The following is a 13,475-nucleotide window of genomic DNA, read 5'->3' on the forward strand; positions in this document are numbered from 1 at the left end:
ACTAGGAGGTCGTTCCCATGCGTAACGTCACCAAAGACAATATCACCGATGTGTTTAAGGCCTATATGGCCGCCAGTACTGATGCGCGGACACGTGAAGTTATGAACGCACTGGTTCAGCACATGCATGATTTCGCGCGCGAAGTGAACCTGACACATGATGAATGGCGCACAGGGATCGCGTTTCTCGAAGGCTGCGCCGCGATTGAAACCGAAGATCACCATGAATTTGTGTTGGCCTCAGATGTGCTCGGCCTGTCGTCATTGGTTGATATGCTGCACTCGCGCCCTGATGCTACATCTTCATCGGTGCTTGGCCCGTTCCACGTGTCAGGCGCCCCGCCGCTTGCCGTTGGCGGCGACATGAAACGCCATTACGGCGGTCCGGTCCTGCTTGCCCAAGGCACTATTCGCGACACGGATGGCAACCCCATTCCCAATGCCGAACTTGATATTTGGCAAACCGCGCCAAACGGCATGTACGCAAGCCAAGACGAAGAACAAGATACGTTTTCGTTCCACGGTTTGATGACGGTCGGCGAGGACGGAAAGTACGCATTTACCACTGTGAAACCCGTTGAATATACGGTCCCGTCTGACGGCCCGGTTGGGGATATCCTGCGGGCCTGTGGGCGTCACCCTTGGCGGCCTTCACACCTGCACTACATCATCAAAGCGCCGGGATTTAAGACCTTGGTGACAGAGATCTTCCCCGACGATGACCCCTATCTTGACCAAGATACCGTGTTCGGCGTGCGTGATGATTTGGTGATGACCTATGTCGAAAAACCAGCCAGCGATTTCCCCGAGGGGTTAGAGCTATCGGGCAGTGTCACCGAGACATTCTTGTCTGTCGACTTTGACGTCATTTTAGCGCGGGTATAACTGGGATGGTTAGCCTAGAACTTTGATCCTGTTTCGCCTATATCGCGGGTAAGCGATAAAGGAATATAGGCGTGGACACGAACAAAGGCCGCATCACCAAAGATGGCATCCGGATTTATGATCCCAGCGATTTCGCGGGTATGGCCAAGGCTGGCGCTTTGGCCGCCCAAATCTTGGATGACATTGCCGAGCACGTGAGCGTCGGGCAAACGACAGGTGAACTTGACCGCCTGATCACAAGTTGGGTCGATGATGCGGGCGCAATTTCCGCGACGATTGGCTATAAGGGCTACAAACACGCCAGCTGTATTTCGGTGAACCATGTGGTCTGTCACGGTATACCCGGTGCGCCTATTCCAAAAGGCGCGTCTGAAAGCGTGTCAAAAAATCTTGAAAAGCGGCGTAGCGATGATGCGCTGAAATCTGGCGATATCCTGAACATCGACGTCACGGTAATTGTTGATGGCTGGTTCGGTGATTGCAGCCGGATGTATGTGGCAGGCAAACCCAAACCCATCGCCCGCAAGCTGATTGACGTGACCCATGACGCGCTGATGCTGGGGATTGCGGCAGTGAAACCCGGCAACACATTTGGCGATATCGGCCACGCAATTCAAACCTACGCCGAAGCCCAGGGCATGTCTGTTGTCCGCGATTTTTGTGGGCATGGGCTGGGCCGCGTGTTTCACGCGCCGCCTAACGTCGTGCATTTTGGCCGCCCCGGCGTGGGCCCAAAACTTGAAGCCGGGATGTTCTTTACAATTGAACCGATGATCAACCTTGGGCGTCCCTATGTCGAAGTGTTGCGCGATGATTGGACCGCGGTTACTGCCGATAAATCCCTGTCTGCGCAGTTCGAACATTCGGTTGGTGTGACCGAAGACGGTTGTGAGATTTTCACAAAATCCCCTGCAGGGCGGTTCCATCCGACCTCTGACTACTAAGCATTTATTTGCGAACGACTTGCAACTAGCGCACACCACCCCTATATGAGTGGTGTCGCTAGCGGTGGCATCCCCCATAATCACCAACGAAAGGATGCACCATGCACCTGATGAAACATGCCGCTTGTGCGGCCGCAATTTCGATGTCCGCAAATTCTGGTCTGGCCCAAGAGGTCACGTTGCGGTTCCAGCACTTTGTGTCCCCGGCAAGCGCGAACCCGACCTATTTCATGCAGCCATGGGCCGATGCGATCGAAGAACAATCTGATGGGCGCATCAAAGTCGAGCTTTACCCGTTCATGCAACTCGGTGGGTCCGCCCCGAACCAATTCGACCTGATCCGCGATGGCGCGATTGATGGCGGCTGGGTAATCCCCGCGTACCAACCGAACCGCTTCCCTGAGGCTGAAGCGCTTGAACTGCCTTTCATGACCTCAAAATCAGGCGAAGAAGCAAGTGCTGCGGCGTGGGAATATACTGAAACCTATCTGATGGACGACTTTGCAGATGTTCACGTGATAGCAGCGCACATGCACGGGCCAGGTATCGTCCATAAACGCGGCGATGCGATTGAAACGCTCGAAGACTTTGACGGACTGAAACTACGTGGCCCATCTCGCCCAGCGACAATGCTGCTCGACGCGCTTGGGGCAACCCCCATCGGCATGCCCGTTCCGCAATTCCCCGAAGCCCTATCCAAAGGCGTGGTCGACGGCGGTGTGATCACTTGGGAAATGTCCCCATCGCTTAAGCTGGACGAGTTGACGGATAGCCATACGGACGTCGCGGGCGATCAGGCGCTGTATAATCTCTACTTCATCTGGGCGATGAATAAAGATGTCTACGACGGCATGCCTGCAGACCTACAGGCGATCATTGATGCCAATTCTGGCATGATGGCCAGCATGTGGGCTGGGCGCGCGCATGATACCGGAGATGCCGTTGGGCGCGACCTGATGGCCGCTTCCGGCAATGAGATCGCAACCCTGTCAGAGGCAGAGACCGCGCGGATTATGGATTTAGGCACCGAAGTCACCACCCGGTGGATCGCCGAGATGGACGACAAAGGCTTTGATGGCGCAGCACTGGTCGCCGCAGCACAGGCCGCCGTTACGGACAACCTAATCGATTAACGCTCCCCTGCAGGGCGATGTGATCATTGCCCTGCGCGCATCACTTCTACGTTTACCTTTTAAACCGCCTCGTATTAACTGCCCGTACAACGACAGGTTTATTTCAAACGGTAGATATTCAAATATGCCCCTCATTATTCTTATTCTCTCGTCACTTGGCGCAGCCCTTTGGTTCTGGGTCAGACACAACCCCCGCGACGCAATTGACACAGCGGTTGATGTCGCAGCGACGGTCCGCAATGCGCCGCGCAAACTCGCCTTTCGTAAGCAAATGAACGCGCACCCTGTCGAAGGAATCGACGACGCACGCATCGCTATCTGTGCGATTGGCCAAGCCTTTATCGAATTAGACGACCTCCCGACCAAAGATCAGCGCGACAAACTGCACCTTCTCTTGCGAACGAAACTGCGCTGTTCGGAAGAAGAAGCCGAAGAAATGGAAGTCCTCGGGCGCTGGTTGCAGGGCCAATGCCAAGACGCACAATCCGCGATCACCCGTCTGGCCCGCCGTTTGCGCAAAATCGACGGCGAAGCATCTTGGGATTTATTGCACGACATCTTAGGCGGTTTGGTCGAAAACGATTTGTCCACCAGCCAAGTTTCCGCGATTGAGGATATCAAACGCGCATTTCGTCGCTAAGTAATCCGCGCGACCACGTAATCCGCCAAGTCGACCAGCATCACTTTCAACGGATGCTCGGGAATCACGGATAGCGCGGATTTCGCTTTGTCCGCCCACGCAATCGCATCAACGCGCGTAGCTTCCATCGTGCCGTGTTTCGCCAAAAGACTGATCGCATGGTCGAGATCACCATCTTCTTGGCGGCCCTTCTGGATCGTCCGCTCCCAAAACGCGCGTTCTTCGGCATCAGCGGCAGCAATCGCGCGGATCACTGGCAAGGTCAGTTTACGTTCGCGGAAATCATCGCCAACGTTTTTACCCGTCGCTTTAGTTCCACCGTAGTCCAGAAGGTCATCCACGATTTGGAAGGACACGCCCAGCGCATCACCATAGTCATAAAGCGCCTGCTTGGTCGCAGCATCCTGCCCCGCAATTTCGCCACCAACTTCCATCGCCGCTGAAAACAGCGCAGCGGTTTTGCCGCGCACAACTTGGATATAAATTTCTTCGGTCGTGGCCAAATCACTGGCTGCGGTCAGTTGTAAAACTTCGCCCTCGGCAATGGTCGCCGATGCGTTTGCTAAAATATCCAGTACCCGCAACGACCCGGTTTCGACCATCAGCTGGAACGAACGGGCGAACAGGTAATCGCCGACCAGCACACTTGACGTATTGTCCCAAAGCAAGTTGGCAGTCGGGCGCCCGCGCCGCTGGCTGCTTTCATCGACAACATCATCATGCAGCAAAGTCGCGGTATGAATGAATTCAACCGTCGCGGCCAAATGGATATGATAGGGGCCGTCATAGCCACACATGCGGGCCGCAGCCAAGGTCAGCATTGGGCGCAAACGCTTGCCGCCTGCTTCGACCAAATGGGCGGTGACTTCGGGGATACGCGGCGCGTGTTCTGACGCCATCCGCGCGCGGATCATATCGTTAACCGCTGCCATATCATCCGCCAATGCGGCGGCCAGCTGTTCGTGGGGTTTCGTGGCTGCTTGATCAAGGCTCATGCGCATTTCCGTGATGTGATAGACAAAGGCCGCGCCCCGTCTTAGGTCATAGATATGAAAGAGCTTTTGCGCACCAACGACATCACTGTCATCGCCTTTGCAACCGCCCTATTGGACAGCGAGGGTATAGACTGCTTCACCTTCGACGTAAATATGAGCGTCCTCGAAGGGAGCTTGGGCATAATGCCGCGCAGGCTAATGGTTTTGGACCGCGATTTGTTCATGGCAGAAGCCATCATGCGCGATGCAGAGGTGGATTTGGGCCGTGGATAAGGACCTGACGCAAGACGATTTTCTCGGCGGTAAACTACGGGTTTTCCAACCACGCAAAGGGTACCGCGCAGGGGTTGATCCGGTTCTCTTGGCGGCAAGCATCGCTGCGAAACCGGGTCAATCAGTTCTTGAACTGGGATGCGGCGTTGGAGTTGCGTCCTTGTGTCTATGCGCGCGGGTTCCGGGGATCAGCATCACCGGGGTTGAACTGCAGGATGATTACGCGGCCCTTGCGCGACAAAATGCAGTCGAGAACAAAGCGAACTTCACAGTGGTTAACGCGGACCTGCGGAAAATGCCTGCTGACCTGCGCCAAAAGCGGTTTGATCATGTGATCATGAACCCCCCCTATTTTGAACGCGCGCATGGTGTCGCAGCCCATGATGCCGGACGCGATGTTGCGCTTGCCGGGGACACGCCGTTAGGTGACTGGCTCGATATTGGTGCGCGGCGCGTGGGACCACGAGGTTATCTGACAATTATTCAACGCATGGAGCGTCTCCCCGAGGTGATCGCAGCGTTGCAGGGGCGGCTTGGCGCAATTATTGTGATGCCCATTGCGGGACGCGAAGATCGGGCACCCGAACTGTTCTTGCTGCAGGCCCGCCAAGAAGGGCGTGCAGCATTTCGGATGGCACCGACACTTATTATGCATATGGGGCAAGCACATACGGGCGACAAAGAAACCTATACGCCACATGTGCGCGCGATTTTACGCGATGGCGCAGAGTTGAGTGTCAGCCCTTAACCTTCTGGCAAGGTTTTTCAACCAGCCTCTTGTCACAGTATATTGCGCGCATGACGCGTGACAAACCGTCATAAATGTGTTGCAATATACTTACTTTCTAACCCAAAGGAGGACGACCATGAGCTTGAGTTCACACCTGCAGGAACTGAAGAAAAAACACCAAACCCTCTCTGAACACGTCGTAGTCATGCAGCGAAGTCCGGCGACAGACGATCTTGAGATCGCTAACCTCAAGAAACAAAAACTTCTTCTGAAAGAAGAAATCACAAAACTTAGCACGCATTAACTTTTTTGCAGGCGAAATAATTTCGCCAAAGTCGGCGATTGCCTCGCGTTTGACGCGCCCCAGGTCCGGGACAAAAGACACAAGATGTCATACCCGCGAATGCGTAGACAAAACTAGGCACCCGACATAGCAAAAGGCCACGCCGAAACGACGTGGCCCTTTTTTATAGACTACTGTTAGCCTTAGATCATGTATTGGCCGCCATTTGCGGAAATCGTTGACCCGGTCACAAAACCCGCGTCATCAGAGGCCAGGAATACAACCGCGCGCGCGATTTCGGAGGCTTCGCCCAAGCGCCCCACAGGGATCTGTGGCAAGATCACTTCGTTCATCACTTTTTCAGGGATTGTGCTCATCATCTCGGTGTTGATGTAGCCCGGTGCCACAACGTTCACGGTGATCCCGGCACGCGCACCTTCTTGAGCCAGTGCTTTGGTGAAACCAATATCGCCAGCCTTTGCGGCAGCATAGTTCGCCTGCGCGAACTGCCCTTTTTGCCCGTTGATTGAACTGATCGTAATGATCCGGCCAAATTTGCGGGCGCGCATACCCGGCCAAACCGGGTGGGTCATGTTAAACACACCCGACAAGTTCGTGTCGAGCACTTGGTTCCACTGGTCAGGCGTCATTTTGTGGAATGGCGCATCACGGGTGATCCCGGCGTTGTTAACCAAGATATCAATAGGGCCGAGGTCGGCTTCAACCTGCGCAATACCTTCGGCGCATGCTTCGTAGTTACCAACGTCCCATTTGTAGGTCTTGATCCCGGTCTCAGCAGTAAAGGCCGCCGCCTTTTCATCGTTCCCCGCATATGTCGCCGCAACGGTGCAACCCGCGTCTTTCAAAGCCGATGAAATTGCTGCGCCGATGCCGCGCGACCCACCGGTAACAAGTGCTACTCGTGTCATGTGTTCTCCTCCCGATAATTTGCAAAGCAATTTTGTTGCCAAAATTAGATAATTATAGACACATTATTACGGGCGCTCCACGCACATTGCAACACCCATACCGCCACCGATACACAAAGTCGCAAGACCTTTTTTCGCGCCGCGTCGTTTCATTTCGAACAACAAGGTATTCAACACACGGCAGCCAGAAGCGCCAATTGGGTGCCCAATCGCGATTGCCCCACCGTTGACGTTCACGATTGAAGGATCCCAGCCCATGTCTTTGTTTACAGCACAGGCCTGCGCGGCAAAAGCTTCGTTCGCCTCAACTAGATCGAGGTCACCCACAGCCCAGCCCGCTTTTTCGAGCGCTTTGCGACTGGCCATGACAGGCCCCACACCCATGATCGACGGGTCGAGCCCGGCAGTTGCGTAAGATGCGATCCGCGCGAGCGGCTCAATCCCGCGTTTTTCAGCATCGTCAGCTGACATCAGCAATGTCGCGGCGGCACCGTCGTTTAGGCCAGAAGCATTTGCCGCAGTTACAGAGCCTTCTTTTGTAAAAGCAGGGCGCAATTTCTGCATCACTGCCATCGTCGCACCGTGACGGATGTATTCGTCTTGGTCCACGGTGATCTCGCCCTTGCGCGTTTTCACGATAAATGCGGCGATTTCATCCGCGAATTTGCCAGCCTTCTGCGCAGCTTCCGCTTTGTTTTGGGAAGCAACGGCAAATTCATCCTGCATGTCGCGCGTGATTCCCCACTGGTCAGCAACATTTTCAGCCGTTTGCCCCATGTGGTAATTGTTGAACGCATCCCACAGCCCGTCGCGGATCATCGTGTCGATGAATTTCATGTCGCCCATCTTTTGTCCTGCGCGCAGGTTTGCAGCATGGGTACTAAGCGTCATGTTTTCCTGACCACCTGCCGCAACAATCGCCGCATCGCCAAGCTGAATGTGCTGCGCACCAAGTGCGACCGCGCGTAGACCCGAACCACAAACTTGGTTAATCCCCCAGGCAGCAGATTCAATGGGAAGCCCGGCATTGATATGCGCCTGACGAGCCGGGTTTTGCCCCTGTGCTGCGGTCAAAACTTGACCAAGAATTGTTTCGCTCACTTCAGCTTTGTCGATGCCTGCGCGCGCGACAACCTCTGATAAAACCGCTGCCCCCAGATCATGCGCTGGTGTAGTGGCGAATGCGCCGCCAAAGCTCCCCACGGCAGTACGTGCGGCGGATGCGATTACAACATTGGTCATGAATTTCTCCCTTAGATTTCGTCTTCACGTCGACGGTGCCACTTACACGCAAGAGGCGCAAGGTGACTTGGGGTCACAGATCAAATTTTGGAACGCCGTAATAGTAGCCCTGCAAGCAATCGACACCAAGCCCTTCTAAGAAAGCGGCCTCTTGCGCGGTTTCGACGCCGTCAGCGATAGTAAACATCTCAAACTGGCGGGCGACGGTGATCAGAGCCTCAGCCAAAACTTGATTGTCGACGTTTTTATCGATGCCGCGGATGAAGCTTTTGTCAATTTTGACGAGATCAAAAAAGAAGTCCTTTAGATGTCGAAAGGCCGTGAACCCCGCGCCAAACCCATCCAGCGCAAAGGCAACCCCCTTAGGCTGCATTTCGGTCATAAAGCGGATCACGTTTTCGGGCAGCAACATCGCCGAGGTTTCGCTGATTTCAAAAATCAACCTATCTCCCGGGGCCGCCTGATGCGATAATCCCCGATCCAATATACGCCGCCATTCCCCATCACCTATGGACCGCGCGGATAGATTGACCGACAGACGTAAATTGGGATTCGCGATCAACATCTTTATTGCAAGATCAAGCGTCACACAGTCAATCTGACGCCCCATCACCGTTTCTTCAATCAGTGGCATGAAATGTGCGGCGGGAATGATGCGTTCCGCATCATCAAGCAATCGCACCAACCCTTCATAAAACGCGATTTTTGGGGTGTCGTCGCATGTCACAATCGGTTGAAATGCGAGCCGCGCCCGCCCAGTTGCAAGTGCGTCACGCACCAAATCCATAACATCCCCATCACGACTAGCGATGGCGTAATTCAGCGGATCACGTAGCGCGTAATCATCCATATCAATGTTGGCAGTTTGCATGGTGCGTTTCCGTAGGGACGGCTGCAGAATGCCCCCAACCGCCCTAACATCCGATTAAGATGCGCGGCTTACCACCGTTTTAATGCGTCTTCGTCCGCATCTTTTGCGGCAACCCAAGTGGCGTTACCTGCTGTAATCTCTTTCTTCCAGAACGGTGCCCGCGATTTCAAATAGTCCATCAAGAAATCCGCTGCTTCAAACGCGGCAACACGGTGCGCGGCAGCGGTCGCAACCATCATAATCGGCGCGCCCGGTTTCAACGCGCCATAACGATGGATCACCAAGGCGTCCGCCAAATCCCAGCGTGTCACGGCATCTTGGGCAATTGCGGCAATCGCCGCTTCGGTCATCCCGGGATAGTGTTCGATCTGCATCTCTTGCAAATCGCCCCGCGTGTCGCGCACGACGCCCGTAAAGCTGACCACGGCACCAACATCCTGCCGCCCTTGGGCGAATGCGTTCAATTCGGCCCCGACATCGAACAGGTCAGACTGCACGCGGATGATCATTTAGCCCCCAGTCATCGGTGGGAAAAAGGCGACCTCGCGCACCCCGGCGAGCGGCGCATCAAACTCTGACAATTCCTGATCCAAGGCCACGCGTAGCGCCGACACATCAGCAAAGGCTGCGGCGTATCTTTCTTCGCGGGCGATCAGTTCTTGCACCAATTCAGCGACCGTTGCGGCTTGGGTCTCAATCTGTTCTTGGGGGACCCCAATGCGTTCGCGCACCCATGCGAAATACATCACATTCATTGCAGATCATCCCGTAGGTAAGGCATTGATTTATTGAAATAGTCCCAGCCAGTAATCACGGTCAGCGCGGCCGCAATCCACAGCACGATAATTCCCGCCCAGCTACTGACAACCATACCTTTATATTTCCACCACAGCCCCAGTTCATCAGGGCCATTGCCAGATATCGCATCGGTGACCATTTCAGACGTCATCGCCAGCGATTGCATCCCAAAATAATGTTCAAACGCGCCAGCAGCGAACAACAGCGCGATCCCAACCATTTGCGCCGTGGTTTTCCACTTGGCAAGTTTTGTGACCTTTAACGTGCCCGCCGTATCCCCCAAAAATTCACGCAAGCCCGAAACAAACACTTCGCGGAAAATGATCAGGATCGCGGGTAACAGGATATAAGGGTTCATCCCCGAAAATCCGGTGATCACAACAAGCGCGATAATCACCATCACCTTATCAGCAATTGGGTCAAGCATCGCGCCCAATTTGCTTTCTTGTTTCCAAAGGCGCGCAAGATATCCGTCCAAAAAATCGGTCAATGCCGCGCCAACAAAAAGCACGAGCGCGAACCAATCGGCCCAAGGGCGGTTGAAATACAAAAACATGATTGCAACGCCCGGCGCAGCGGCCAGTCGCAAGATGGTAAGGATATTGGGAATATTCAATGTCATGTCTCTATCTAACCCGCAAAACCGCCGCTGGCCATATCCCAGATGCGATCACCCTTTTTCGTGAAAGTAATCGTAGATTGTCTGTGCCAGCGCATCGGAAACACCAACCACGGCCTTGAGATCGGCCAGATTCGCCCGCGAAACGGCCTTTGCCGAGCCGAAATGCGCCAAAAGCGCACGTTTACGTGTCGCGCCGACGCCGGGGACCTCATCGAGTGGCGTGGCCCCGATTGCTTTGCTGCGTTTTGCACGATGCGTGCCAATCGCAAAACGGTGCACCTCATCGCGCATGCGTTGAATGAAATAGAGCACCGGGTCATTGTGACGCAGCGCCATAACGCGTTTCCCCGTACGGTAGAATTCCTCTTTACCAGCATCGCGATCTTCGCCCTTGGCGACCCCAACCATCGCGATATCACCAACCCCCAGCGCAGTCATAATTTCACGCACAGCACTGACCTGACCTGCACCGCCATCGATCAGCAACAGATCAGGCCAAGCGCCTGATGTGCGATCAGGATCCTCTTTGAGCAAACGTTGAAAGCGGCGCGTCATCACCTCTTTCATCATGCCGAAATCATCGCCTGGTGTCAGGTCATCCCCGCGAATATTGAACTTACGATATTGGTTTTTTTCAAACCCATCCGGCCCGGCGACCACCATGGCCCCAACAGCATGGGCGCCTTGGATATGCGAGTTGTCATAGACTTCAATGCGTTGGGGTATTTTGTTCAGTTCAAACGCCTCTGCCAGCCCTTTCAGCAGGCGGGCCTGCGTTGCGGTTTCTGACATTTTACGCGCAAGGCTTTCGCGGGCATTGCGCAGGGCATTATGGACCAATTCGGCCTTTTCACCACGCTGTGGGATGATCACCTCAACCTTGCGCCCCGCCTTTTCGGCAAGCGCATCAGCCATCAATTCATCATTATCAAGCCCATGCGACAGGATCACCAATTTCGCTGGTTCGCGGTTCGCGTAGAACTGCCCAACGAATGCTTCCATCACCTCTGACAGGTCTTCGTCACCGCTAATGCGGGGATAGTAATCGTGGTTGCCCCAGTTCTGATTGGCCCGATAGAAAAACACCTGCACGCAAGCTTGCCCGCCATCGGTATGAAGCGCGATGACGTCAGCCTCTGGCGTGGATTGCGGATTGATCCCTTGGGCGGATTGCACTTGGGTTAACGCTTGAATGCGGTCACGCAGGGCGGCGGCACGCTCAAATTCGAGCGCATCGGACGCCTCTTGCATTTGGCTCGCGAGCGTTTCCTGAATCCGTTTGGTGCGACCTTGTAGAAATTCTTGGGCGTCGCGCACGGTTTGTGCATAATCTTCGTCAGACACTTTACCACAACACGGGCCGCTACAGCGCTTGATCTGATATTGCAGGCAAGGCCGGGTGCGGTTTTCAAATTCCGTGTCCGAACAGGTCCGCAACATGAATACGCGCTGCAATTGGTTCACCGTGCGGTTCACGGCACCCGCGCTGGCGAAAGGGCCGAAATAGCTTCCCTTTTCTTTCTTTGCGCCCCGATGTTTTTTGATCTGCGGATAGGCGTGTTTATTCGTGACCAAGATATTTGGGAACGACTTATCGTCACGCAGCAACACATTGTAACGCGGTTTAAGCTGCTTGATGAGATTTTGTTCAAGCAGCAAAGCTTCGGTTTCGGTGCGGGTTGTCAGAAACATCATCGATGATGTTTCACTGATCATCCGCGCAATCCGCGGGGAATGATTGCCCGGACGCGCATAGTTGCTCACACGGTTGCGAAGATTGCGCGCCTTTCCCACGTAAAGCACTCGGCTTTCGGAATCGAGCATCCGGTACACGCCGGGCGACGAATCAAGCGTACGCAAATACCCGTAGATCAAGTCGTATCCAGTGGTCTGTTGTGGCAAGGTTTGATCGGTCATCGGCCTGCTTCTGTGATTCTGTCCCGGCTGCAATGAGAGCGCAGGAGGGACAAGAGGAAAGGCATCCACCGTTTCTGTGGATAACTCGGTGGGTAGTTCCGTGAGAGTTGGAATTTTCCCTTGGTTTTAGCAGACTTCGTCTATTTGCCCAAATTTTAGGCAGATATACAAGCCCTTGAATTTATTGTACATTTATATTTACAGGTTATTAACCCCCTGAAAAACAGGCCCTTTATGACATTTCCGTGACGAATGGCCCAACACGGTGCACAACTTGTCCGACGCCTACTCAACCCCAAGCACATCTGGTGTCTGCCAGCCAAGGTGTTGGCCACCATCAACAGCGATCATTTGCCCCGTCACAGCAGGTGCATCCAAGAAATATCCAAGCGCCGCCGTGATGTCGGCAGGATGCGCCCCACGGCCCAATATTGTGGCCGCACGTTGCGCGCTAAAGTGATCTTCGCTCTGGCGGTGTCCACGCAGCGTGGGGCCCGGACCAATCCCGTTCACCCGGATATCAGGTGCAAGCGCCTGTGCCGTGGTTTGGGTCATCGCCCAAAGACCCATTTTGGCAATTGTATAAGTCATGAATTCCGGCGTCAGCTTGTGCACCCGCTGATCAAGCATATTCACGACCAAGGCTTGTGCAATCGGTTCGCCATTTTCATCAGGTATCGCTTGCGGCGCTTGCGCCGCAAAACACTGTGTCAAAACAAATGGTGCGCGCAGGTTTGATCCCAAATGTCGATCCCAGCTTTCACGGGTGGCAGAGACCACATTATCATATTCGAATACCGACGCATTGTTGACCAAACAGGTCAACGTCCCGCCCAGCGCATCCACTGCACGCCCGACCAAGGCTTGGGCCGCATCCTCATCCAGCAAATCCGCCTGCAAGGCGACAGCGTTGCGCCCCATTGCCTGCAACTGGGCCACGGTATCCGCAGCCCCAGTTTCTGACCCTGCATAATGCACCGCAACGTCATAACCGCGCTTCCCCAAGTAAAGCGCCATCGCCTGACCGAGCCGCGCACCCGCGCCTGTTACTAACGCCTTCATGGGTGGCCTTTTTGACATTGGCATGGGCCTTTACCGATCCGATAACGCTGGCAGTTGGGGCATTTGGCGTCAGACAGTTTTTGTTGCCCCGGAAACCGCCATTTCCCAAAGATGCCAAGCACGCCCATAAAGGCCAGAAATAAGAAGATGCC

16 protein-coding genes are annotated in these 13,475 nt (G+C 54.6%); 7 read left to right on the forward strand and 9 right to left on the reverse strand.

Going from position 1 to position 13,475, the window contains the following annotated elements:
• Positions 1 to 17: 17 nt before the first annotated feature.
• The 4 genes from DS901_RS11015 (at position 18) to DS901_RS11030 (ending at position 3,601) form a co-directional block, all read left to right on the forward strand.
• The gene (locus DS901_RS11015; protein WP_113776981.1) at positions 18 to 884 is read left to right on the forward strand and encodes a dioxygenase family protein; all 867 of its coding nucleotides are present in this window, start codon (positions 18 to 20) and stop codon (positions 882 to 884) included.
• Between the two features lie 71 nt (positions 885 to 955).
• Positions 956 to 1,828, forward strand: coding sequence for a type I methionyl aminopeptidase (gene map, locus DS901_RS11020; protein WP_147249906.1), 873 nt, complete (start codon positions 956 to 958; stop codon positions 1,826 to 1,828).
• A 101-nt stretch (positions 1,829 to 1,929) separates the two neighbouring features.
• Positions 1,930 to 2,961 (forward strand): TRAP transporter substrate-binding protein, encoded by a 1,032-nt coding sequence (locus DS901_RS11025; RefSeq protein WP_113776982.1) that lies wholly within the window; start codon positions 1,930 to 1,932, stop codon positions 2,959 to 2,961.
• A gap of 124 nt (positions 2,962 to 3,085) precedes the next feature.
• Positions 3,086 to 3,601, forward strand: coding sequence for a hypothetical protein (locus tag DS901_RS11030; RefSeq protein ID WP_113776983.1), 516 nt, complete (start codon positions 3,086 to 3,088; stop codon positions 3,599 to 3,601).
• Here DS901_RS11030 and DS901_RS11035 read toward each other — a convergent pair.
• Complete coding sequence (locus DS901_RS11035; protein WP_113777042.1) at positions 3,598 to 4,596, reverse strand: polyprenyl synthetase family protein; 999 nt, start codon at positions 4,594 to 4,596, stop codon at positions 3,598 to 3,600. The genes DS901_RS11030 and DS901_RS11035 overlap by 4 nt on opposite strands.
• Positions 4,597 to 4,650: 54 nt before the next feature.
• Between DS901_RS11035 and DS901_RS11040 the strand changes: the two genes are divergently transcribed.
• The 3 genes from DS901_RS11040 to DS901_RS11050 all read left to right on the forward strand — a co-directional run bounded on the left by DS901_RS11040 (position 4,651) and on the right by DS901_RS11050 (position 5,903).
• The gene (locus tag DS901_RS11040; protein WP_113776984.1) at positions 4,651 to 4,869 is read left to right on the forward strand and encodes a putative signal transducing protein; all 219 of its coding nucleotides are present in this window, start codon (positions 4,651 to 4,653) and stop codon (positions 4,867 to 4,869) included.
• Positions 4,841 to 5,617, forward strand: a complete 777-nt coding sequence (locus DS901_RS11045) for a tRNA1(Val) (adenine(37)-N6)-methyltransferase (protein WP_113776985.1) — start codon at positions 4,841 to 4,843, stop codon at positions 5,615 to 5,617. Before DS901_RS11040 ends, DS901_RS11045 begins: the two co-directional genes overlap by 29 nt.
• 118 nt (positions 5,618 to 5,735) lie before the next feature.
• Complete coding sequence (locus tag DS901_RS11050; protein ID WP_113776986.1) at positions 5,736 to 5,903, forward strand: YdcH family protein; 168 nt, start codon at positions 5,736 to 5,738, stop codon at positions 5,901 to 5,903.
• Positions 5,904 to 6,085: 182 nt separating this feature from the next.
• Here DS901_RS11050 and phbB read toward each other — a convergent pair whose 3' ends face one another.
• The 8 genes from phbB to DS901_RS11090 form a co-directional block, all read right to left on the reverse strand.
• Positions 6,086 to 6,811: an acetoacetyl-CoA reductase gene (gene phbB / locus DS901_RS11055; protein ID WP_113776987.1), complete on the reverse strand. Its 726-nt coding sequence runs from the start codon at positions 6,809 to 6,811 to the stop codon at positions 6,086 to 6,088.
• Positions 6,812 to 6,877: 66 nt separating this feature from the next.
• The gene (locus DS901_RS11060; RefSeq protein WP_113776988.1) at positions 6,878 to 8,053 is read right to left on the reverse strand and encodes an acetyl-CoA C-acetyltransferase; all 1,176 of its coding nucleotides are present in this window, start codon (positions 8,051 to 8,053) and stop codon (positions 6,878 to 6,880) included.
• 73 nt (positions 8,054 to 8,126) lie between these two features.
• Complete coding sequence (locus tag DS901_RS11065) at positions 8,127 to 8,924, reverse strand: EAL domain-containing protein (RefSeq protein ID WP_113776989.1); 798 nt, start codon at positions 8,922 to 8,924, stop codon at positions 8,127 to 8,129.
• A 68-nt stretch (positions 8,925 to 8,992) separates the two neighbouring features.
• Positions 8,993 to 9,433, reverse strand: a complete 441-nt coding sequence (locus DS901_RS11070) for a molybdenum cofactor biosynthesis protein MoaE (RefSeq protein ID WP_113776990.1) — start codon at positions 9,431 to 9,433, stop codon at positions 8,993 to 8,995.
• The gene (gene moaD / locus DS901_RS11075; protein WP_113776991.1) at positions 9,434 to 9,679 is read right to left on the reverse strand and encodes a molybdopterin converting factor subunit 1; all 246 of its coding nucleotides are present in this window, start codon (positions 9,677 to 9,679) and stop codon (positions 9,434 to 9,436) included.
• Positions 9,676 to 10,344, reverse strand: a complete 669-nt coding sequence (gene pgsA, locus DS901_RS11080) for a CDP-diacylglycerol--glycerol-3-phosphate 3-phosphatidyltransferase (protein WP_113776992.1) — start codon at positions 10,342 to 10,344, stop codon at positions 9,676 to 9,678. The genes moaD and pgsA overlap by 4 nt, the downstream gene beginning before the upstream one ends.
• A 48-nt stretch (positions 10,345 to 10,392) precedes the next feature.
• The gene (gene uvrC, locus DS901_RS11085) at positions 10,393 to 12,261 is read right to left on the reverse strand and encodes an excinuclease ABC subunit UvrC (protein WP_113776993.1); all 1,869 of its coding nucleotides are present in this window, start codon (positions 12,259 to 12,261) and stop codon (positions 10,393 to 10,395) included.
• Positions 12,262 to 12,546: 285 nt separating this feature from the next.
• On the reverse strand, positions 12,547 to 13,323 hold the full coding sequence (locus DS901_RS11090; RefSeq protein WP_113776994.1) for an SDR family oxidoreductase: 777 nt from the start codon (positions 13,321 to 13,323) through the stop codon (positions 12,547 to 12,549).
• Between the last annotated feature and the right edge of the window lie 152 nt (positions 13,324 to 13,475).

Origin of the sequence: Loktanella sp. D2R18 (assembly GCF_003318235.1) — a bacterium.
Taxonomy (GTDB): Bacteria; Pseudomonadota; Alphaproteobacteria; order Rhodobacterales; family Rhodobacteraceae; genus Yoonia.

What these genes read in the sequence shown, in the direction of transcription:
- DS901_RS11015 (WP_113776981.1), top strand. Translation starts at nt 18, where the DNA reads ATGCGTAACGTCACCAAAGACAATATCACCGATGTGTTTAAGGCCTAT.
- DS901_RS11025 (WP_113776982.1), top strand. Translation starts at nt 1,930, where the DNA reads ATGCACCTGATGAAACATGCCGCTTGTGCGGCCGCAATTTCGATGTCC.
- DS901_RS11030 (WP_113776983.1), top strand. Translation starts at nt 3,086, where the DNA reads ATGCCCCTCATTATTCTTATTCTCTCGTCACTTGGCGCAGCCCTTTGG.
- DS901_RS11035 (WP_113777042.1), bottom strand. Translation starts at nt 4,596, where the DNA reads ATGAGCCTTGATCAAGCAGCCACGAAACCCCACGAACAGCTGGCCGCC.
- DS901_RS11040 (WP_113776984.1), top strand. Translation starts at nt 4,651, where the DNA reads ATGAAAGAGCTTTTGCGCACCAACGACATCACTGTCATCGCCTTTGCA.
- DS901_RS11045 (WP_113776985.1), top strand. Translation starts at nt 4,841, where the DNA reads ATGCAGAGGTGGATTTGGGCCGTGGATAAGGACCTGACGCAAGACGAT.
- DS901_RS11050 (WP_113776986.1), top strand. Translation starts at nt 5,736, where the DNA reads ATGAGCTTGAGTTCACACCTGCAGGAACTGAAGAAAAAACACCAAACC.
- phbB (WP_113776987.1), bottom strand. Translation starts at nt 6,811, where the DNA reads ATGACACGAGTAGCACTTGTTACCGGTGGGTCGCGCGGCATCGGCGCA.
- DS901_RS11060 (WP_113776988.1), bottom strand. Translation starts at nt 8,053, where the DNA reads ATGACCAATGTTGTAATCGCATCCGCCGCACGTACTGCCGTGGGGAGC.
- DS901_RS11065 (WP_113776989.1), bottom strand. Translation starts at nt 8,924, where the DNA reads ATGCAAACTGCCAACATTGATATGGATGATTACGCGCTACGTGATCCG.
- DS901_RS11070 (WP_113776990.1), bottom strand. Translation starts at nt 9,433, where the DNA reads ATGATCATCCGCGTGCAGTCTGACCTGTTCGATGTCGGGGCCGAATTG.
- moaD (WP_113776991.1), bottom strand. Translation starts at nt 9,679, where the DNA reads ATGAATGTGATGTATTTCGCATGGGTGCGCGAACGCATTGGGGTCCCC.
- pgsA (WP_113776992.1), bottom strand. Translation starts at nt 10,344, where the DNA reads ATGACATTGAATATTCCCAATATCCTTACCATCTTGCGACTGGCCGCT.
- uvrC (WP_113776993.1), bottom strand. Translation starts at nt 12,261, where the DNA reads ATGACCGATCAAACCTTGCCACAACAGACCACTGGATACGACTTGATC.
- DS901_RS11090 (WP_113776994.1), bottom strand. Translation starts at nt 13,323, where the DNA reads ATGAAGGCGTTAGTAACAGGCGCGGGTGCGCGGCTCGGTCAGGCGATG.